Origin of the sequence: Sporosarcina luteola, from assembly GCF_007991495.1 — a bacterium.
GTDB classification, from domain to species: Bacteria; Bacillota; Bacilli; order Bacillales_A; family Planococcaceae; genus Sporosarcina; species Sporosarcina luteola.
This window is the reverse complement of record NZ_BJYL01000031.1, coordinates 1-21,015: the sequence shown is the minus strand read 5'-3', so window position 1 is coordinate 21,015 and position 21,015 is coordinate 1. Positions and strand designations below refer to the sequence as shown.

Here is a 21,015-nt window from a genome sequence, read left to right as displayed (position 1 = left end):
GGAGTTCATAAAAAATGCAAAAACCTATAAATGAAGAAATTACATCCCGGCGCACGTTTGCAATCATTTCTCACCCCGATGCCGGCAAAACGACAATGACGGAAAAACTACTCTATTTCGGTGGAGCTATCCGGGATGCGGGTACAGTAAAAGGGAAGAAGACTGGCAAATATGCAACATCTGATTGGATGGAAATCGAAAAGCAACGTGGAATTTCAGTAACCTCCTCAGTGCTTCAATTTGATTATGACGGTAAGCGTGTCAATATATTGGATACACCAGGACACGAAGACTTCAGTGAAGATACGTACCGAACATTGATGGCAGTAGACGCTGCGGTTATGATGGTCGATTCTGCAAAGGGAATTGAACCTCAAACAATCAAACTTTTCAAAGTTTGCCGAATGAGAGGTATTCCGATTTTTACATTCATGAACAAAATGGACCGTCAAGGGAAAGAGCCTCTTGAATTAATGGAGGAGCTTGAAGAAGTATTAGGAATCCAATCATATGCAATGAATTACCCGATCGGAATGGGAAAAGAATTCATCGGCGTCTATGACCGATTCAACAATCGAATTGAACAGGCACGTGTTGAAGGGGAAAGCCACTTCCTTCCCTTGAATGAAGAAGGCGAGCTTGCGGTTGAGCACCCAATGACCGAAACTTCCTATTATAAACAAGCGCTCGAAGACGTATTGCTTTTAAATGAAGCTGGCAATGAATTTGACGTGGATCGTGTAGCAAAAGGAGAGTTGACACCGGTATTTTTCGGCAGTGCTTTGACTAACTTCGGTGTACAGACATTTTTGGAAACGTTCCTCCAATTTGCACCTTCCCCGCAACCACGGAAAACGAAAGATGAACAGCTGGTTGATCCTTATTCAGGCGAATTCTCTGGATTTATTTTCAAAATTCAAGCGAATATGAACCCAGCTCATCGTGACCGGATTGCATTCGTACGGATAGTTTCAGGGAATTTTGAACGCGGTATGTCAGTCACCGTACCACGTATTTCAAAATCCATAAAATTATCTCAGACAACACAATTCCTCGCAGACGATCGGGAAACTGTCAACGAAGCGGTTGCCGGAGATATTATCGGTTTATACGATACAGGGAATTATCAAATTGGTGATACGGTAGTCGGTGGAAAGTTGAACTTTCAGTTTGAAGCGTTGCCGCAATTCACGCCGGAACTCTTCGTTCGGGTTACAGCAAAGAACGTAATGAAATCGAAGCATTTCCATAAGGGTATCCTTCAGTTGGTCCAAGAGGGTGCCATCCAATATTATAAAACATTGCATACGGAAGAAGTTTTATTAGGAGCGGTTGGGCAGCTCCAGTTTGAAGTGTTCGAACATCGGATGAAAAACGAATACAATGTCGAAGTTCATATGGAACATATCGGATCCAAAGTGGCGCGCTGGATTGAAAACGAGGCAGATGTAAAAGAATCGATGACAGGCCAACGATCCATGCTTGTAAAGGACCGATATGATAACCTTGTCTTCTTATTTGAAAACGACTTCGCACTACGTTGGTTCGGCGACAAATATCCGGATATTAAATTGTATAATTTACTATAAAAACATGTGGAACCGAAAGGGCTCGTTGAGTCTTTTCGGTTTTTGAGTTTGAGGAAAATTGGAGTTTATACATATTTCGACTGATTTTTCCATACTTCGTGTTTGATGTTACTTGTATCATTCAATATGATAGGTATAGATGTTTTGATTGACGAAAGGAACATGCAGATGAAGATAAGTAATTTTTCCATCAATAGACCTGTGTTTACAATTGTGACGATGTTTCTTGTTATTATTTTAGGGGCGGTTTCCTTTTTAAAAATTCCTGTGACGTTAATTCCGGAGTTGAATCCTCCTGTTGCGGTAGTAGTGACAAATTATCCGGGGGCCTCATCGACGGAGGTAAGTGAAAAATTGACGAAGCCGCTGGAGGCGAGTTTATCGACTGCTCCGGGCTTGAAAACGATGCAATCTTCTTCGCAGGAAGGTGCGAATTTTATTTTACTCATGTTTGACTGGTCGACCAATATAGATGATGTGCAGTTGGATATTATGCAGAGAATCGATCAGGTCGCCGTTCCAGAAGGAGCAAATGCCCCGCGATTCATGAAGTTTGATCCCGCTCAATTTCCGGTAATCCAGTTGTCGTTACGGACAAATGTGGAAGGAACGGATATTAGGGATATCGCGGAACGTCTGGAAACTGAGCTTCGCCGGACGAATGGAGTGGCAAGCGTTACTGTTTCAGGGAAATTGGTGGAAGAGGTTCAAGTCATTTTGGATCAAAAGAAACTTGAGCAATTTGGGCTTGTTCAAACGGATGTTGTACAGGCGATCCAGGTGAATAATGTATCAATGCCGGGTGAACCGATTGAGACTGATGATGGAAAACAATTGACGACACGAATCATTAGTTCATTAACGACGATTACGGATATTCGGAATGTCATGGTCGGTGTTAATCCGTTAACAGGAGATAAGGTGAAAGTTTCTGATGTTGCGGATGTTGCGTTACTTGAGGCGGAAGCAAATTCCGAAACAAGGGCGAATGATCAGCAAGCCGTCCTCATGTCGGTTCTTCAGGAATCCGGAGCAAACACAGCAACCGTTTCTACAGCGTTCAAGGAATCATTGGATAAATTGCTTGCGGAAGATGAATTCAAAAAGATTGAAGCTGACATCCTATTTGACCAAGGAGATTATGTGAAGCTTGCCATAGGAAATATTGGGCAATCTTTACTTCTTGGTGGATTGTTTGCAATGGTTATTTTGTTTTTATTCTTAAGGGGGATTAAGAGCCCAATTATTATTGGCGTTGCCATTCCTTATTCAGTCATCGTGACATTCGTACTTATGTATTTTGCGAACTTCTCACTGAACATCATGACGCTTGGTGCATTGGCACTCGGAATTGGAATGTTAGTCGATAATGCGATCGTTGTGATTGAGAATATTGAGCGGCACCTGGCGATGGGGAAAGATCGGATGAATGCAGCGAGGGAAGGCGCCAAAGAGATCAGCGGTGCGATTACAGCTTCAACATTAACTACGCTTGCTGTTTTTGTTCCAGTCATTTTCATAAGCGGCTTAATCGGTCAGATTTTCACGGAGTTTGCGTTGACGATTTCGTTTAGTTTATTCGCTTCACTCGTCGTTGCCTTGACGGTTGTGCCGATGATGGCAAGCCGTATGCTTAAAAAGCCTAAGAAAAACATTGAAGCGAGAAGACGTCGTTCGAAGACATTGAATAGTTTTGAACGATCCGTCAAATGGTCGCTGCGGCATCGGACAGTTATTTTATTGTTGACGATTGTGCTACTTGTGGCTAGCGGTTTTGGGTTATTTAAAGTAGGGACCGAGTTCTTGCCGCCGACAGATGAAGGGTTTTTCAGTATTTCCATCAAGCTTCCAAATGGCTCATCTCTTGCTTCCACGAATGAAGTGGTGAAAAAGATCGAGTCTGAGTTGAAGGAGGAAAAAGAGATTGACGTGTATGTCAGTCTAGTCGGTGGGACGCAGCAGAGCGTGTCTCAAGGCAGTTCAGAATCGAATACGGCTGAAATGTATGTCAAACTCGTACCGTTGTCTGAAAGGGAGCGTAGCGTATTTGAATTCGTCGATGATGTCCAACCAGATGTTTTAGATTTGGTGGGTGATGATGCAAATGTTAGTTTTGTTATGCAAACAGCTGCGGGATCCAGTCCGAATACATTATCGTTTTCATTGAAAGATACAAATGAGGAGAGATTGAACGAGTCTGTGGAGAAATTGAATGCAGAACTCCGTGAATTGGATTCGGTATTAGAAGTATCAAATAATTTACAGGATACAATTGAGGAAATCCATGTAGACATCAATCGGGAAAAGGCATCCGACTTAGGCTTGGCTCCATATCAAATCGCCCAAACTGTCAATACGTTTACGCGGGGGGCGTTTGCATCTCAATTTGTAGATAAACATGAAAACGTTGTTTCGATTATCGTGAAATATGATGAAAGATATCGTAATAGCATTGATAAGCTTAAACAAATCAAATTGAGGACGCAATTGGGAGATTTTATTGCATTGAAAGATGTTGCGAAGATTTCCGTTGCGGAAGGACCCGTTTCCATCCAGCGAGTTGACCAAGCTCACTCCGTCACATTTGATATAAAATATGAATCATCGTTGTCGTTAGGTGATATGACTGCCAAAGTGAATGAAATTATGGATGATCTCAATTTGCCGGATGAGACTGAAATGTCATATGGGGGCGATCGAGAACTATTCGAGAATGCCATCGATGACATGCTTCTTGCAATCGCCCTAGCGGTTGTACTCGTGTACATCGTCATGGCAGCCCAGTTCGAATCCTTCAAATACCCGTTCGTTATTATGTTCTCCGTTCCACTAATGGTCATTGGTGTAGCCTTAAGCCTTTTCGCCACCAAAACACCGATAAGTGTAACGGCTATTATTGGGATTCTCGTTCTCGTTGGGATCGTTGTCAATAATGGGATCGTTCTTGTTGACTACATCAATCAGCGGAAAGAAGCGGGGATGAGTTCGTATGACGCTATTATTGCTTCAGTCAGGGATCGGGTCCGACCGATATTGATGACGGCCTTAACGACAATTCTCGGCTTGTTGCCGTTAGCGCTAGGAATTGGAGAAGGAACGGAAATGAATCAACCGATGGGGATCGCGGTGATCGGTGGTTTGATCAGTTCAACGTTCTTGACGTTATATATTGTTCCGATCATCTATAGCCTATTTGATCGGCAAACACGCAAGCGGGCTGTTGAAAGTAAATAAATTAAACATCCGGAGATGAAGGGAAATGATCTCCGGATGTTTGAAGTAAGCTGGGTCGCTAAAAAACTTCAGACTATGAATTGTATCAGTCTTCCATTGATGGTATAATCATTTGAAAGCACTCAACAACTTAATAACACTTTTGACAGTTGTCAAAGGGGAGTAGCTATAGGGCAACCTATTTCATAGTCGTCAATACATGGCAAATGCCATCGGTTATGATAGTGGGATTTACACTTAAATTTCTGACTTAGCGAGACCTTTGCCTTTTATTAGGTGAGGGTTTTTTATATGGAAAAATAAGGAGGAAATAGGTTGGAAGCAATATTATTAGAATACGCATGGGTACTTGTTGTATTGATCGCATTAGAAGGGTTACTGGCGGCAGATAATGCAGTCGTCATGGCAGTAATGGTAAAACATCTACCGAAAGTAGAACAAAAGAAAGCCCTATTCTACGGACTCCTTGGAGCATTTGTCTTTAGATTTGCAGCATTATTCATGATTACGTTTTTAGTGAATATTTGGCAAATACAGGCTTTAGGAGCAGCGTATCTTTTATTCATATCGATTAAGAGCTTATTGGATAAAGGGAAAGATGACCATGATGATTTAAAGAAGCCGCGGAAAAAATCCGGTTTCTGGATGACGGTATTAAAGGTGGAACTCGCGGATATCGCATTTGCTCTCGATTCCATGCTTGCTGCTGTTGCGTTGGCAGTGACGTTGCCTGAACTTGGAGATTTTCATATCGGCGGCATCAATGGCGGTCAATTTGTAGTCATGTTACTTGGCGGGATTATCGGACTGATCATTATCCGATTTGCTGCAAGGCAGTTCGTTGTATTGCTTGAAAAATATCCTTCTCTCGAAACAGCTGCTTTTCTTATCGTCGGCTGGGTTGGTGTCAAATTGGTCGTTCTCACTTTGGCGCATCCGAATTTAATGATTATTGATGAGTCATTTCCGCATTCGACTTTATGGAAATCAATCTTCTGGATTGTACTCGCGGGAATCGCTGTCGGTGGATATGTGACAGCTATCGTTAAAAACAAGAAATAAGTGAATGGGTAGGGTCGGCACATGAAATTTTGTGCTGGCCTTTAATTTTTCACGTTCAATCCTTTCATTTTAGGGAAAAGTTCTCTAAAATGAAGAGATGATTCCTTCAATATAGAAAGGTACTGGTGGCATGAAACTGACAAGGGAAAATTTGCATAGGTTCACCCCTGCTCAAATTATCGTTTTTTATTATTTCTTGGCTATCGGTTTTTCATTTCTTTTTTTGAATCTTCCGGGCGTCTATTTACCTGGGGTGAAAGTCAGCTTCATAGACAGTCTATTTACCGCAGTGAGTGCAGTGAGCGTAACCGGATTGACTTCAATTAGCATAAGCGATACGTATTCTGTCTTTGGACTAGTCATGCTCATGCTTGTCCTTCAATTTGGCGGAATTGGCATCATGTCAATCGGTACGTTCTTCTGGCTTCTTGTAAAGAAAAGAATTGGATTACGCGAGCGTCAATTGATCATGGTGGACCATAATCAATACTCCTTAGCTGGGGTCGTTCAGCTCATTAAACAGATTGTTGTAATCATCTTCATGATTGAAGCAATCGGTGGAATTATTTTAACCTTATATATCATGAGGTTTTACGACTCTTTCAGTGAGGCTTTGTTGAACGGCATGTTCATGTCGGTATCAGCTACGACGAATGCAGGATTTGATATAACCGGTTCTTCCATGCATCCTTACTTTGGCGATTATTTTGTCCAATCCGTCATAATGATTCTAATTATCCTCGGGGCTATCGGTTTTCCGGTGCTCATTGAAGTGAAGGGGTATTTTTCAAAAAAGGTGCCAAACTTCAGATTTTCCTTATTTACCAAAATTACGACTGTTACGTTCGGATTGCTGTTAGTTTGGGGCGCTGTATTGATTTTCATTTTAGAATCCTTTCATTCATTCAAAGGACTCGCATGGCATGAAAAGATATTTGCTTCTTTATTCCATTCAGTTTCAGCGAGGTCCGCAGGGTTGACGACTTATGATATTACCCAATTCAGTGATGCAACGGATATTTTCATTTCGTCCTTAATGTTCATCGGTGCTTCTCCAAGTTCGGTAGGTGGGGGAATCCGTACGACTACATTCGCTATCGCTGTTCTATTTCTTATCAATTTTGCACGGGGCAATAATGTTATAAATATATTCAGACGTGAAATTAAACTGATTGACGTTTACAGATCATACGCGGTCATCTTGCTCGCCGCCGTAATGGTGATGACGGCATTGTTAATTTTACTTATAACTGAAAAAAATGTACCTGTAGTTGCGTTATTATTTGAGATTACATCCGCTTTCGGAACGTGTGGAATGTCACTTGGCATCACTTCTGATTTATCGGTCATCGGAAAATTGATCATTATGGTCCTGATGTTCATTGGGCGAGTAGGATTGATTTCATTCCTTTATACTTTAGGCGGCAAGACGAATAAGAGACCGTATTCTTATCCAAAAGAGCGAGTGATTATAGGGTGAATAAAAAAGCATCTTGCCGATCAATATGGTCGGAAGATGCTTTTTTAGTTTAACATGAAAAGTTGCTTTCCGTTCCAGGCGGACGCTTTCCACTACAAGCAACAGAATTTGCTATGAACATTTTACTGCTTCGTTTTACTAGATAAATTAAACTTCAATATGCGCGAGTTCAAGAAAATGGAATTGTGGTTGATGTCCCCGGCAGAAGAAGGAGACAAGATAGCCGTCTTCTTCGACAAAGTCATTATCATTCGGTCGAATCGCAACGGGTGTAATGAACGTGTGCTTTCGAATGTTCCTCTCATTGAGGCGGGTCGGTGTTGTCGTTCTGTTTAAGAGCTCCGTGTCGTCCAGAATCAATCGTTCGAGCATCGACACTGTATCCGGGTTCAAATCATCTTTCCACCAGATATGGCGCGGTTGGAAGGAGTGGTGCGCTAAATAGTCGATCTTCATCAGGCTTTGTATGATCCTCATATCTGCTGTGCCATAGTCGATAAGGAACTCTTCCAGTCGCGTATATAAGTCCTGCAGCTGGTGCCCAATTCTCGACCAGCCTTTTGTTTCCCAAAACGTACCGAATTGCTGGAAGAAGTCAAAAGGTGTTTCGAACACTTCAGTTACAAGGTATTCGATCGTCCTTGGCATTCGATTGTCATTCCAATACTTTTCAAGTACATCTTCCGTTTGCTTGATGCGTAAAATATCGTCAAATGTCAAAACGTTGTTGGATAGAATTTCATAAGGCGCCTCATCGATATACGTATAACCATATTGTTCGGCCTGGATGCGCAGACCCGTCCCTCTTAATAATTTGAGGAAACCTAGTTGCAATTCTTCTGGGCGCATCGCAAACACATCATTGAATGTTTTTCTGAATGAATCATAATCCTCTTCGGGCAATCCGGCAATCAAGTCAAGATGCTGAGCAATTTTGCCGCCTTCTTTCACCATCATTACAGTGCGTGAAAGCTTATCGAAATTTTGTCTTCGCTTGACAAGTTCATTCGTAAGATCGTTTGTCGATTGGACACCAATTTCAAAGCGGAACAGTCCTTCCGGTGCGTTTTCGTTCAAGAAGTTAATCACTTCGGGACGCATAATGTCACCGGTTATTTCGAATTGGAATACTGTTCCTGGCAGATGCTCATCAATTAGAAATTGGAACATTTCCATAGCGTAACTTCGACTAATATTAAATGTGCGATCGACAAATTTAATTGTCTTCGCGCCGTTTTGCATCAAATAACGGATATCTTCCTTAATTCCTTCACGATTAAAGTAACGAACGCCGACTTCGATCGAAGAGAGACAAAATTGACATGAGAACGGACAGCCTCGGCTCGTCTCGATGTATGTGACCCGATTAGGTAAATGTGGAATGTCCTCTTCGAATCTGAAAGGTGAGGGGGAATCCCTTAAGTCAAGTTTCGGTCCGGGAGCTGTAGATTTTAGCTTGCCTTCTTCTATATATGCAATGCCTTGTACATCCTTCAGGTCGATCTTCCCAGCATGGTAATCGAGTAATTGCTTAAATGTCCTTTCTCCTTCACCGATGACGATAAAATCGATTTCGGGAACTTTCTCCAGCCATTTATCATAGTCGTAAGTCACTTCAGGACCCCCGGCAACAATGACTAATCCAGGATTCGTCTTCTTTAAGACCCTGATGACTTTTATAGACTCCTCAATATTCCATATGTACAAACTAAATCCAACAATATTCGGTTTTTTTTGATGAATATCTGATACAATATTCAATATAGGATCTTTGATTGTATATTCTGAGAGAATTGGTTCGTATTCAGGTGTGACATATGATTTCAAATACCGGATGGCGAGATTAGTATGAATATACTTTGCATTCAAAGTCGTTAGGACTATGTTCATTTTGTTGCTCCTTTTAATATAATACTTTTAGCTCATGCTTGCATTTCTCAATTCAGATCTTCCGTACTATATAACTTTGACTGATAATATGAAATAATCTGAAACAAGAGTGTTATAAAACAAAGTTAACTTGCATGAAATCTCGTTATTTTACATACTGTCTTGTAAAAGGCGAAGGAGGCATCCATTTGAGTAATCTTGATAAAATAGCAAAAAGCATGTCGTTTTTATTGGATGAAAGTTTCCGTCCAGGTTTAATCTTGCATTTGAATGGAAACATACTTTACAAAAATGAGCCATTTAAGATCCATTTCGACAATCAAATACGACGTACTATCGATGAAGTCATTGACTCGTCATCCTTATATGCTTGGACAGAGTTTGCAGCGAAAGCAGCAGAATCAGACCAAATACGAATGGAAATATTACCGATGGAAATCCTGTATAAGAAAAAGCGAAAGATTGATGTGCAGTTTTTTTATTACCCAGATATCAATAAAATCATCGCGCTTTTCGATGTCTTGGACCCCCAAAAGATACCTTCTCTTAAAACGTATATAAATATCTTCAAACAATCCGCAAACTTCATGTTATTGGTTGACCGTGAAGGTGAAATATTGGATGTTAATGAAATGCATACAGTTTACATTGACCAATCTAGAGAGGAACTGGTCGGTGAACCTATTACTAAAGTTTTTTCCTTGCTTGATCCTAAAAATATTGAGAAGCTTCCAAATTGCCTCGAACAGGCTACAGAACAAGGGTGTGTCGAATCTGTTATAAAGTATCAGAAATCGGTGGAGGACAAAAGATTCTATCGTATTATAACATTTTATGACGAGGAAACGGATTTTTTTGTTATCCATATGACAGATGCAACGGAAAAAGAGAACTTACAAGTACAATTAGCTCATTCGGGTTCATTATCCGCAATCGGACAAATTGCAGCAAGTATTGCACACGAGATCAGAAATCCAATCACAACATTGAAAGGATTTACCCAGTTGCTGAAAGCATCTGCAACAGAGGATTCCATCCGTTATATATCTGTAATTGAAGATGAAATCGATCGAATGGAATCGATTTTAGGTGAGATGCTTGTCCTATCAAAACCGTCTAAAAAAAGGAAATCCATATTCTCGCTGGAGGTACTAGTTAGCGATATGGTTTCAATTTTGCAGCCAAAAGCAGTGATGGATGGAATTGAAGTGATAAGTTCAGTGGAATTGAACAAAGACCCGCTTATATATGGGGATCCGGATAAGTTTAAACAGGTCCTTCTGAATTTATTCAAAAATGCATTGGAATCAATGAAAACCGGTGGAAAGCTCACCATCCAGATTTCGGAAAGAGAAGAAAAACTCGTCCTACTCGTTGCGGATACGGGAAAAGGTATGACGCGTCATCAAGTAAACCAAGTTTTCATGCCTTTTTTTAGTTCGAAACCAGGAGGAACGGGACTAGGCTTGCCTTTTGTCCTGAAAGCAGTAGAGGACCATGGGGGAACGATTTCCGTTGAAAGCCAGGTTGAGGTGGGGACGAAATTCACTTTGACATTTCCTAGGGCGCTTGATGAAGCTAGTCGTAAATTAGCAAGAAAGCAATCTGTCATTTAGTCTTTTTGACATTAACTTCATCTGTCAGATATAATAGTGGCAAAACGTTTGTAGGAAACTAGAAGGTGGAAACGAACTAATGGGAAAAGATACTGAACGCGCATTAAAATTATTTATCGTTCTTTCAAGGGCGAGTAAGGTCGTTTTGGAAGAAGCGAATAAATTAATAGAAACATATGAGCTTAATCCTACCGAATTTGCAGTGCTTGAACTGTTATATCATAAGGGCAGACAGCCGATTCAAAAGATTGGACAAAAGATTTTGCTGCGCAGTGGTTCGATGACGTATGTTGTTGATAAACTCGAAAAAAAAGGACTATTGGAACGTGTTTTTTGTACAGAGGATAAAAGAATCACTTATATGTCCATTACACAAGCTGGTAAGGACCTGATCGAAAAGATTTTTCCATCCCACGAAAAAAACATTCAATCCTTAATGTCTACTCTTACCGATGAGGAACAGGATACGGCGATTGAACTGCTTAAGAAATTAGGGCTATCTGTAAAAGATCTTTCGTAAACACAAAACTGCCGAACAGCCCATCAGCTGCTCGGCTTTTTTTCTTTTTATCATCCAGCTTCAGGCGACAGGCGCTCTCCGCTTTTTATCATCCAGCTCCGGGCGCTTGAAGGATGCCTTAATTTCTGCAAAAATCGCAGAAATACGGCAAATCGAACACTTCGCAGTTCGATTGGCTCGGGGTCATAAGTCAAAGCTACTACACGGCAAAGTGCGCCGTTCCGCATCTTCGCCTTATGCCTGTCGCGCCTAAGCAGGCGCCCTACGCTTTTGTTTATTACTTAATGGTTTGCGCCATGTTGATGAAGTCTGTTTTGTATTCTTCCTCAACTGTATCGAAAATGGTAAGTCTAACGATTTTATCTTCTTTCTCAAATAGGATACCTGTGACTGGACCTTCGTTCGTTTCTACTTTAAATGCTTTGACGTTTTTAATTTCATTATCGTCTGCAGCTGTAAAGATGTTTTCGACTTCCTCAGGTTCCATACCGTCGCTTGAAGCGGTTAAAACTTCTTTCATATTCCCTAACAAATTGTCATAAGCACCCTCTTCGATCGCTCTTGTTTCAATTCGCATAAAGGCATTCGAGTTTTGCTCCGCATATAAACTATCTCGTCCAGGTTCTTCACTCGTCAATGTATATTCAGGCAAAACTTCTAGTGAAAATGACTGCTCATCACTTTCAGTTAGTTGAGCTTCAGTCATGTTGTCAGATGCATCGTTTCCATCTGCTTCATTAACATTAGCTGAATCGTTGTTGTCTGCCGAACTTCCATTGGTACTATCAGTGACTTGTCCCGAAGTATTCGAGTTTGTGTCTTCTTTTGGATTTGCATCCGTCCCACAAGCCGTAAGGAGAATCACAGCTGCAAATCCTGTGCATAAAACTTTCCAATTTAATTTCATTGAAAATCCCTCCTATACCTAATTGGACGTTTGTCGTGCAACTTTGTTTCACTCATCACTGCCATGAATAATCGTATAGCGTTTATGATTGATAACGGTCTTTTCTTCAAGCTCGAGTTCATCGAAGTTTTCCATATATGTTAAATCGACGATCACCGAGTTTTCATTAACCTTTTCAACGATCCCTTGTAAACCATCTTTAAACTCTATAATATTTCCAACTTCTGCAATTTTCATAGTGAACCAGCTCCTTAAACAGATTATCCTTTATAGTTTGCCTTAAAAAACGAGTGACGTAAAGCTTTTAATACTAAAATAAAACGCTTTTTTTTTCCAACTCCTGGCGCCCTGCGCTTTTTCATCAATCCAGCTTCGGGCGCCAGAGTCTCGGGTCATAAGGCAAAGCAACTGCGTGGCAAAGGGCGCCACTCCGTATCTTTGACTTATGCCTGTCGACTCTAAGCAGCGCCCTGCGCTTTTTTTTATTGTCGGAAAATGTCGTTAATTGAATTGCTATTTGTCTTAATATTCATGTATAATATTATTTTAGGTATCTTCTATATTCGGAGGGGTTGCGCTTGAAACAAAAATTGGAAGAGAAAATAGAACAGAAGCGCAAGGAATTGATCATTACCGCGGGACAAACAGGTTTTACCTCAAAAGATACTTTGAAATTAAGCGAAGAGCTTGATTGTCTGATCAATGGCTACAACTCTCTCGAAAGTGAATACCTACCAATAGAATAGATGGGTTATGGGAAAGGGTGGTTGGATTGGTAACTATTAAAGAATTTAAGGATGAACTGAATCGGGCTGTAATCGGTAGAGAGAAAGAATTCGATTTGATGTTAATTGCCCTATTGCAAGAAGGACATGTTTTACTTGAAAGTGTGCCTGGATCTGGTAAGACGATGATGGCTAAAAGTTTTGCGAACGCATTCAAGGGAGAATTTAAACGTGTTCAGTTTACACCAGACGTTTTACCGTCGGACGTAACAGGAATTCGTTATTTTAACCCCCAATTACAGGAATTTATCCTAAAGGCAGGTCCTGTTTCTTCAAATATCTTATTAGCGGATGAAATAAATCGCGCAACGCCGCGGACACAGTCGAGTCTTCTTGAGTCAATGGAAGAAAAACAAGTGACGATAGACGGTGAAACGATGGAGTTACCAAAGCCATTCATGGTCATCGCGACACAAAACCCAATAGAGTCGCAGCAAGGTACATTTCCTTTGCCAGCCGCTCAATTAGATCGTTTCCTATTCAAACTGAATATCGATTATCCAACGTTTGAAGAAGAGCATGAGATTTTAAAGCAATACGGTGAAAAGCCTGGGGATATAAAAACAAATACGGTTATCGATGCAGACACTGTCATTCGATGGGCGGCAGAAGCTCATACCGTTAAAGTCCATGAAGATATTGAAAAGTATATTTTGAAAATCGTTCGGGAAACAAGGGAACACCCATTTTTAGAACTTGGTTTGAGTTCACGTGCTGCTCTCGCAATCCTTCGTGCCACACGTGCAAAAGCATATATTGAAGGCAGGGATTATGCGACGCCGGATGATGTGAAGGCGATTATCGCTCCAGCAGCGTTACACCGCATGGAGCTTTCGACGGAAGGGGTATTGACGAAGAGTATCGAAGAAGTATTGCAAGAAATAATCAGTTCCATTCCAGCTCCATTAGAGGCTACGGTTTAATGAACTGGATACGATATGAGCATGGCTTTAAGACAATTCATCTAGGAATGGCCTTTACGGGTATATTTTTTGTCTGGGCTTTCATATTTTTACAACCGTGGCTGGCGGCAAGCTTCGGAGCGGTTTTTGCAATGCTTGCATTCCAGAACGTATACTTTGCCAAGGTAGGCAATGATTTGAAAGTCAACTTCCAGGCAAAACAGAAGCGTATATTGGTAGATGGCGAGGAAGAATTAATCATGGAGTTTGAAAATGGGAAGGTCCCGATTTGGAATGGGACCTTGATACTCTCTATTGAAGACCCCGTTGCTCCGAGCACTGATAATCGGAAACATTATAGCGGCATTTATGACTTATCTGTCCCATTTGCCGTAGGTTCTAATAAGAAAGTCGAAATTCGGATTCCTCTCGAAGGTAAAAAGAGAGGGATGTCGCGGGTCACAAGACTGATTTTAGAAGTCCCACATCTTTTTGGTGAAGGCTCTGTCAATATGGAACTGAAAGATCCGATTACGTACCAAAGTTTAGTTTATCCGCGTGTGACACCACTTGGAAGAGAACTGCAGTCATCTCCGTTCAAGCCGGGGGAAGTAGAACAGAAGCAGTCACTCTTCACTGACACTTTGCAAATGATTGGAACCCGTGATTATGTCCCAACGGATCGTTTCGATCAAATCCACTGGACGGCAAGTGCAAAGATGCAAAAACTGCAAACAAAGGAGTTTCTCCCTGTCAGTGCGCAAAGTGTGGCGTTGATCCTAAATGCACTTGAGAAAGATAGAGGATATATGGATTTCGAGAAAAAGGTGGAACGACTCGTTTCTTACGCGGATTATTGCAATCAAAACAACATTCCTTATTCCGTTGCTATCAATTTACGAACATTCGGGGCTACGCCATTTTTACAAATACCGAGTGGAACGGGAAAAATCCAATTCCAAAAAACAATGGTTATGCTTGCTAAAATATCTGAAAAACATGCCAAAATGCGTTATGAAGATATGCTTTTAAATATGGAAAGCAGCGGGCAACTTCCGGAAACAATCGTATTGATAACGCATGAAAATGATAAGATTGGCGCGGTTGCACAAAAGTGGTCAAAACGATACACGGTCATCATGGATACCTCAAGCGAAGGGAGTGGAAATGAATGGGACAATCCAGTTTTGAAAAAGACCGGAACCGATTCAGCCTTTCCGAGCGCCTAGTCGTCGAGCTGTTTCTTCTGACTTATTTATTCGTATTCTTATTGGCGGATCCTAAGTCCATCATGCCATATATTTGGCTGCTTCTCGCAATAGTAGCTGGAGTGCTCTCCTATTTACTGTTCTATTCCCGGGATTATTCGTTCGGTTTAGGGATAGGATTCTCTTTAGGAGTAATAGTGCCTCTGCTGTTAATGGGGGCTCCGCTGATGCTTATAGTGGTATCTTTTGTATTTGTGCTCTGGAGAACCGAAGCTAATTTTAATGGTTCACGAATTAACGGCTGGCCTTTTTTCGCTTTTAACACAGCCGCGTTAATCATTTTTTCCCTCTTCACAAGGTTGTTTTTCGTATTCGAGAATCCACAGCAATTAATGAAGCAACTTTTGATTATCTATTTGATCACGTCATTCTTGTTCTATTTTATCCGGATGATGACAATTGCAGTAAATAGCAGACAGTTACGTAATTTCAAAGTGGTGGAAGCTGGAAGGGTTTTAGGTATTATTCTGGGACTAGGAGTATCTGTGTTTTTAATTGTCCTGTTTGCTCTTAAGCCTGTCCGGTTACTATTCATCAAGACGTTTGGATTTCTTTTCGGTGGCATATTCACATTGTTCGGAAAAGCGATGGAACCTATTATAGAATATTTTAAATCGGGCTCTGAACGTTTCATCGAAGAGAACTTGGAAGAACTTGAAAGTATCCCTGACCCTGAAATGCAAGATGAATTGACGACCTTCGGAGCAACATCTTCCATATTTGAATATTCGACCCTCGCAATAGCGCTGGCCGTTTTAATCGCTGTGGTAATTATTCTGATCAGGAAAAAGAAAAATGGCCGCCTTGGTGAAAAACAGGAAGCATACTCTTTTTCTTTTAAGGGGAAAAAGGAAAATGAAACGAATCAGCAAAGTATGTTGTATGACTATTCTTCTGCAAGGGACGAAGTACGGAAATCATTTGAACAATTCGAGAAGGAAGCCCAAACTTTTAAGTTTAATCGATTACATGGAGAAACTGTAAAAGAGTGGTTCCAACGGATGGGCTGGGAACAGAACGACAATATATTATCGACATACAATGATGTTCGATATGGTTCGCGCGTTCCATCTGAACGTGAACATAATTTGTTTATTCAAAGTTTGGAGAGAATAAAAGAAAGTTTTTTTAAAAAAGATGTTTAAGATGTTTTGAAACGGGGGACATTATAATTGAACACAGCAACATTCTCATTTCCCCCTTTTGAGGACAGACCCTTTTACAGGATCTGTCCTCCTTTTTTTGTTTCTTTAGATTATAATGGAATTGAAAAGAAAAATGTGGAGGGGTACAAATGGGAAAAAAGAAACTAGCATTTATCGGCACGGGCGTAATGGGGAGCAGCATCGTTAAGCATTTGTTGGAAGCTGATTACGAAGTGACGATTTTTACGCGCACGAAAGAAAAAGCCGAGTCGGTACTGAGCATGGGAGCTAAATGGAGCGAGACGGTTGGACAAGCCGTGCATGATGCAGAAATCATTTTTACAATGGTTGGCTACCCATCGGACGTAGAAGACGTGTATTACGCAGATAACGGCATTTTAGCCAATGCGCAAAAGGGTGCAGTATTAATTGATATGACCACTTCCAGTCCGGCACTGGCAAAGCGAATTGCCGAAGATGCCGCTCGAAAAGGAGTCAATTCCATCGATGCTCCTGTTTCAGGAGGAGACGTCGGTGCAAAGAATGGAACTTTATCGATCATGTGTGGGGGCGAAAGAGAAACGTTTAAGCAAGTCCTTCCTTTGCTAGAAGTTTTCGGTCAGCAGATTGTTTATCAAGGAGAAGCGGGTGCTGGACAACATACAAAAATGTGCAACCAAATTGCGATTGCCACGAATATGATTGGCGTATGTGAGGCATTGGCGTATGGGAGGAAAGCAGGACTGGATGCGGATACGATCCTTCAATCGATTGCGTCTGGCGCGGCTGGTTCGTGGTCCTTATCGAATTTGGCCCCACGGATGATCAAGGGCGATTTTGAGCCGGGATTCTACGTTAAACATTTCTTGAAGGATATGAATATCGCTTTATCGGAAGCCGAATTAATGAACTTGCCGCTTCCAGGGCTCCGTTTGGCTCGGGATATGTACAATAACCTTATTGAAGAGGGATATGGCGAGAAGGGCACACAAGTATTGTACAAACAGTATATCGATTAAGCGAAAGCCGCCTTTATTCAAAATTGAATAAGAGGCGGCTTTATTTTCCATCCAAATAAGATGAACGGAAGGGTTGGGTGTTGGTTATCTTTGTCCTTTTTCGATTGGGGGAAGTAAAGCTTTTCTTGTTTACTTTTACAGGCGTCTTTTGTTCGCCGACAAAATTGACTAATAACTCTTTAGCGGCTTTCAAATTCATCCGTTCTTGCGGATTTCTGAAAGTCTGATCTTGTTCACCTAGATGGGGAAGGGACGTGAAGTCTCCTTTTTCTGGTAAGGTATGAAAGAGGAAGTCACCACATTTGACGAGTACAGTCGAGCTTTGTTTGCTTAGTTGAGGATTATCAATAAAATGCAATCCGATTTTTTGAGCATCCCCTGATTGAAGGAGCCGCTCGATCGTTTTGTTTTTTAACGCATACAGTTCCCGATTATCCGGCGCTGTTTTTGCATGTCTGTTGACAGTGTAAACAGCAATAGCCAGTTGACGTACCATATCTTCTTTCTTCAATGGATTCCCCCCTCACTAAAGTGAAATATTCTCATCTTCATTCTATCATAATCATTTCCGATTCATTTGCAAAGTAAAGAGTCAAAAGATATGAAAAGATTCAGGGAAGACTATTTTTTTGTCGAATAAAAAGGTATACTTGTAAAATAAAGTAGAATAATAGGATAGGATAAAAGTAAAAAACCAACAGTACAAGAAGCAGTAAGTATGGAGGTATTCATGGAGAATAATTCAGTGGAACAACCTATTGGCACAACAATGGATACATACTTTTACAACCATCCTTTTGACCTTGTTATCTTAATTGGATGTATGCAGCATAATAAATGGAAGGTTGTCGGGGCGAATCAGAAAGCATGCCGGTTTTTTGATGGGAATCCTGGTGAAGGAACGGCTGATTTTTTTGGTGAGCATTGGAAGACAATCAATAAACAATTTGCTGAATTTAAAAACAGATCCCATATGAAAACGTATTGCTCTTTTTCCATAGAAGACAAAGCCAGTTTGCATGAGATGAATATGTATAGGCAACAGTCTGATGAGTATGATCAACTGTTTCTTATTGAATTAAGATCGCAAGATGAGTTAATGATGGAGAAGAAGTTGCGAAGGGAATATGAACAAAAGTATATGTCGGTCATTAATCATAATCTTGACCCGATCATTACAGTCAATCGTCAAAATCGAATTTCATATGCAAATTTATCTGTCCATCAGACGTTCGGTTACCGTTTGAAGGAATTGACCGGACGATCCATTTTCGATTTGATCGGGGAAGAGAAGGTGGAGGAATTTGGTTCATTCCTATATTCCGCATTTTCAGGAGAATCAATCGAAATGGAAGGCATCACATTTTCCCACAAGAAAGGACAATATTTAACGGCCTATTTGAAAACGATTCCAGTTTGGGTTCAAGGGGATATAGAGGAAATTCATTTGATTTTAAGGGATACATCTTCCCATCTGAAAAATAATGAAAGATTACTGTTTTTATCTTACCATGATCAATTAACGGGGTTATGGAACCGTCGAGCATTAAAGGAGCATTTCGAAGAGGATGCAGAATATGCGCTCCGCAGTGATGAAAAGCTTTCATTCGTTCACCTGGATTTGGATCGGTTTAAAATGATTAACGATTCAATTGGAAGGACGGGTGCTGATGAAATCTTGAAAATGATCGCTGAACGAATCAAAATGGTCTGCCCGCAATCAGGCAAACTTTATAGAAATGGAGGCGATGAATATATCTTGTTGCTTCGAAATGATTCCATTGAAAAAACGGAAAAGATTGCACAGCGAATTTTAAGCGACTTCACAAAGCCGTTTTATTACAAGCATCAAGAATATTTCATTTCATCATCAATAGGTATTTCCGTTTATCCTGATGACGGAACAGGATTGGATGATTTGTTGAAAAAAGCGGAACAAGCTGTGTTATTTGTAAAGGAGCGCGGACGTTCCCATTACCGGTTTTATAAAGAAGAGATGAATACTTCGTTTACGGATGCCGCCATAATGGAATCCCATCTGCGTCGTGCCATTGAATTTGATGAACTTGAAATACATTACCAACCACAAGTCAATTTGCAAACGGGAAAAATTGATAGCTTTGAAGCGTTATTAAGGTGGAATAATCGGAAGTTCGGTTTTGTCTCACCAGCGCAATTTATCCCGATGGCCGAGGAATCCGGTCTCATTCATACAATAGGGGACTGGGTATTGGAAAATGTATGCAAGCAATTGAAAGAATGGCAGGATAAACAATTTCGCCAAGTGCGAATTGCAGTTAATATTTCGCCGAAGCAATTCCGCACAGGTGAGTTCGCAGAGAAAGCTAAAAGCTTAATTGAAAAATACGGGATCTATGCATCCTCATTTGAGGTTGAAATAACGGAATCCGCTTTAATGAATATGAGGGATACACTGTCAACATTACAAAAGCTGAAGAAAATTGGTGTGACCATTTCGGTTGATGATTTTGGTACAGGTTATTCATCTCTCAGTTATTTAAAACAATATCCAATTGATATTATTAAAATTGACCGTTCGTTCATTAAGGACATTGAGCTGGATGAAAAGAATGAAGCAATCGCTAAGACGATTATTAATCTTGCACATAATCTTGGTATGCAAGTAATTGCTGAAGGTGTAGAGAAAGACTTACAGGCTCAAATTCTTAAAGAGGCGGATTGTCATAAAGCGCAAGGGTTTTTATACAGCAAGGCGATTCCGGCTGCGCAAGTAGTTGAAAAGTATTTTTCATGGTCTTAATAAAAACTGTCCTTCAACAAAAATGAAGGACATTTTTTTTAAAACCGGATTTTCGCTTCAAGCGGATGTTTTCTTTCCTGTAGTCAATTGTTTTTCTGATTTATTCTATTTGAATGAACTAAAGGGACAAAGTGCTGTCAACAGTCTGTTGCTTTCCGTTCCGGCGCTCGCTTTCCGCGGGCATGGCTTGAGCCTCCTCGGTCGCGAAAGGCATGCGCCCTGTGGGGTCTCAAGGCTCATGCTATTCCCGCAGGAGTCGAGCGCCTCCACTCCAAGCAACAGGTGGATCCGGGTAAATAAAAATAGTTAAGACAAATAGACCTAACGAATATTTGATTTTTTGTTAGGTCTGATGTGCTATAGTGGGGTTTACTAAAAGGGTCATAATAATCTACGATTGAATTATATCTTTTCGTTCACGATAAGATCGTTGTCATGATCGTGAAATAAGGATTTTCCTCAACCTAACGTTCCCTCAATTATTAATCCAATCTGATACTAGAGCTTGCCCGATTGATATTATTGAATTGATTCCCTGCATATGCATTGATCTGACTCAGATTCTAAAAGCATCGAATGTCACCTAACTCACCGATTAAATCCAGGCTGGTTTGGCCAATTGCCCCATTTTAAAAAATGAAACCGGTTTTATTAGTGGAAGACAAAGTCCAGACTGCCTTTTAGGAATCTTCAAACGTATAACGGGAATAATTAGTTGATTGGAGCGGAAGGCGGCAACTCCTGGGGGATTAGCGGGACAGGTGAGACACCGCAGTGGAGCGAAGCGACCGAGGAGGCTCACCGCCCCCCCCCCCC

Annotated in this window: 15 protein-coding genes and 1 pseudogene; 12 read left to right on the top strand and 4 right to left on the bottom strand. The window is 40.9% G+C overall.

All coding sequences use genetic code 11. From position 1 onward, the window contains the following. The first annotated feature begins 14 nt into the window (after nt 1–14). The 4 genes from SLU01_RS11640 (at nt 15) to SLU01_RS11625 (ending at nt 7,365) form a co-directional block, all read left to right on the top strand. Nucleotides 15–1,589: a peptide chain release factor 3 gene (locus SLU01_RS11640; protein ID WP_147058492.1), complete on the top strand. Its 1,575-nt coding sequence runs from the start codon at nt 15–17 to the stop codon at nt 1,587–1,589. A gap of 168 nt (nt 1,590–1,757) precedes the next feature. After that, on the top strand, nt 1,758–4,823 hold the full coding sequence (locus SLU01_RS11635; protein WP_147058491.1) for an efflux RND transporter permease subunit: 3,066 nt from the start codon (nt 1,758–1,760) through the stop codon (nt 4,821–4,823). Between the two features lie 315 nt (nt 4,824–5,138). Beyond that, nucleotides 5,139–5,885, top strand: coding sequence for a TerC family protein (locus SLU01_RS11630; protein WP_147058488.1), 747 nt, complete (start codon nt 5,139–5,141; stop codon nt 5,883–5,885). A gap of 130 nt (nt 5,886–6,015) precedes the next feature. Then, nucleotides 6,016–7,365 carry a TrkH family potassium uptake protein gene (locus SLU01_RS11625; protein WP_147058486.1) on the top strand — a complete coding sequence of 450 codons (1,350 nt, stop codon included), beginning with the start codon at nt 6,016–6,018 and terminating at the stop codon, nt 7,363–7,365. Between the two features lie 147 nt (nt 7,366–7,512). Here the strand turns inward: SLU01_RS11625 and SLU01_RS11620 are convergent, their stop codons facing one another. Next, the gene (locus SLU01_RS11620; RefSeq protein ID WP_147058484.1) at nt 7,513–9,255 is read right to left on the bottom strand and encodes a B12-binding domain-containing radical SAM protein; all 1,743 of its coding nucleotides are present in this window, start codon (nt 9,253–9,255) and stop codon (nt 7,513–7,515) included. A 188-nt stretch (nt 9,256–9,443) separates the two neighbouring features. Between SLU01_RS11620 and SLU01_RS11615 the strand changes: the two genes are divergently transcribed. Together SLU01_RS11615 and SLU01_RS11610 are read left to right on the top strand one after the other, a co-directional pair. After that, nucleotides 9,444–10,871 carry an ATP-binding protein gene (locus SLU01_RS11615; protein WP_170232686.1) on the top strand — a complete coding sequence of 476 codons (1,428 nt, stop codon included), beginning with the start codon at nt 9,444–9,446 and terminating at the stop codon, nt 10,869–10,871. A gap of 79 nt (nt 10,872–10,950) precedes the next feature. After that, entirely contained in the window at nt 10,951–11,391 is a 441-nt protein-coding gene (locus SLU01_RS11610; RefSeq protein WP_147058480.1) for a MarR family winged helix-turn-helix transcriptional regulator, read from the top strand. A gap of 277 nt (nt 11,392–11,668) precedes the next feature. Here SLU01_RS11610 and SLU01_RS11605 read toward each other — a convergent pair whose 3' ends face one another. Further along, nucleotides 11,669–12,298 (bottom strand): hypothetical protein, encoded by a 630-nt coding sequence (locus SLU01_RS11605; RefSeq protein ID WP_147058478.1) that lies wholly within the window; start codon nt 12,296–12,298, stop codon nt 11,669–11,671. A 48-nt stretch (nt 12,299–12,346) separates the two neighbouring features. Further along, nucleotides 12,347–12,535, bottom strand: a complete 189-nt coding sequence (locus SLU01_RS11600) for a YkvS family protein (protein WP_147058476.1) — start codon at nt 12,533–12,535, stop codon at nt 12,347–12,349. Between the two features lie 341 nt (nt 12,536–12,876). Between SLU01_RS11600 and SLU01_RS11595 the strand changes: the two genes are divergently transcribed. From SLU01_RS11595 to SLU01_RS11575, 5 genes and pseudogenes are all read left to right on the top strand, one after another. Then, the gene (locus tag SLU01_RS11595; RefSeq protein ID WP_246110968.1) at nt 12,877–13,044 is read left to right on the top strand and encodes an aspartyl-phosphate phosphatase Spo0E family protein; all 168 of its coding nucleotides are present in this window, start codon (nt 12,877–12,879) and stop codon (nt 13,042–13,044) included. Nucleotides 13,045–13,070: 26 nt separating this feature from the next. Further along, the gene (locus SLU01_RS11590) at nt 13,071–14,006 is read left to right on the top strand and encodes an AAA family ATPase (RefSeq protein ID WP_147058472.1); all 936 of its coding nucleotides are present in this window, start codon (nt 13,071–13,073) and stop codon (nt 14,004–14,006) included. Next, nucleotides 14,006–15,214 carry a DUF58 domain-containing protein gene (locus SLU01_RS11585; protein ID WP_147058470.1) on the top strand — a complete coding sequence of 403 codons (1,209 nt, stop codon included), beginning with the start codon at nt 14,006–14,008 and terminating at the stop codon, nt 15,212–15,214. The genes SLU01_RS11590 and SLU01_RS11585 overlap by 1 nt, the downstream gene beginning before the upstream one ends. Continuing rightward, nucleotides 15,157–16,398 carry a hypothetical protein gene (locus SLU01_RS11580; RefSeq protein ID WP_147058468.1) on the top strand — a complete coding sequence of 414 codons (1,242 nt, stop codon included), beginning with the start codon at nt 15,157–15,159 and terminating at the stop codon, nt 16,396–16,398. The genes SLU01_RS11585 and SLU01_RS11580 overlap by 58 nt, the downstream gene beginning before the upstream one ends. Before the next feature lie 143 nt (nt 16,399–16,541). Further along, nucleotides 16,542–17,417 (top strand): annotated as a pseudogene (locus SLU01_RS11575) (NAD(P)-dependent oxidoreductase); the annotation flags it as partial. A 40-nt stretch (nt 17,418–17,457) separates the two neighbouring features. Here the strand turns inward: SLU01_RS11575 and SLU01_RS11570 are convergent. Continuing rightward, complete coding sequence (locus tag SLU01_RS11570) at nt 17,458–17,928, bottom strand: YkyB family protein (protein WP_246110967.1); 471 nt, start codon at nt 17,926–17,928, stop codon at nt 17,458–17,460. A gap of 219 nt (nt 17,929–18,147) precedes the next feature. On the opposite strand from SLU01_RS11570, the gene SLU01_RS11565 reads away from it, so the two are divergent. Further along, nucleotides 18,148–20,199: a putative bifunctional diguanylate cyclase/phosphodiesterase gene (locus tag SLU01_RS11565; protein WP_170232685.1), complete on the top strand. Its 2,052-nt coding sequence runs from the start codon at nt 18,148–18,150 to the stop codon at nt 20,197–20,199. The last annotated feature ends 816 nt before the right edge of the window (nt 20,200–21,015 follow it).

Excerpts from the sequence above, each read along its gene's own strand:
- SLU01_RS11640 (WP_147058492.1), top strand. The coding sequence starts at position 15 with ATGCAAAAACCTATAAATGAAGAAATTACATCCCGGCGCACGTTTGCA.
- SLU01_RS11635 (WP_147058491.1), top strand. The coding sequence starts at position 1,758 with ATGAAGATAAGTAATTTTTCCATCAATAGACCTGTGTTTACAATTGTG.
- SLU01_RS11625 (WP_147058486.1), top strand. The coding sequence starts at position 6,016 with ATGAAACTGACAAGGGAAAATTTGCATAGGTTCACCCCTGCTCAAATT.
- SLU01_RS11620 (WP_147058484.1), bottom strand. The coding sequence starts at position 9,255 with ATGAACATAGTCCTAACGACTTTGAATGCAAAGTATATTCATACTAAT.
- SLU01_RS11610 (WP_147058480.1), top strand. The coding sequence starts at position 10,951 with ATGGGAAAAGATACTGAACGCGCATTAAAATTATTTATCGTTCTTTCA.
- SLU01_RS11605 (WP_147058478.1), bottom strand. The coding sequence starts at position 12,298 with ATGAAATTAAATTGGAAAGTTTTATGCACAGGATTTGCAGCTGTGATT.
- SLU01_RS11600 (WP_147058476.1), bottom strand. The coding sequence starts at position 12,535 with ATGAAAATTGCAGAAGTTGGAAATATTATAGAGTTTAAAGATGGTTTA.
- SLU01_RS11585 (WP_147058470.1), top strand. The coding sequence starts at position 14,006 with ATGAACTGGATACGATATGAGCATGGCTTTAAGACAATTCATCTAGGA.
- SLU01_RS11580 (WP_147058468.1), top strand. The coding sequence starts at position 15,157 with ATGGGACAATCCAGTTTTGAAAAAGACCGGAACCGATTCAGCCTTTCC.
- SLU01_RS11565 (WP_170232685.1), top strand. The coding sequence starts at position 18,148 with ATGGAGAATAATTCAGTGGAACAACCTATTGGCACAACAATGGATACA.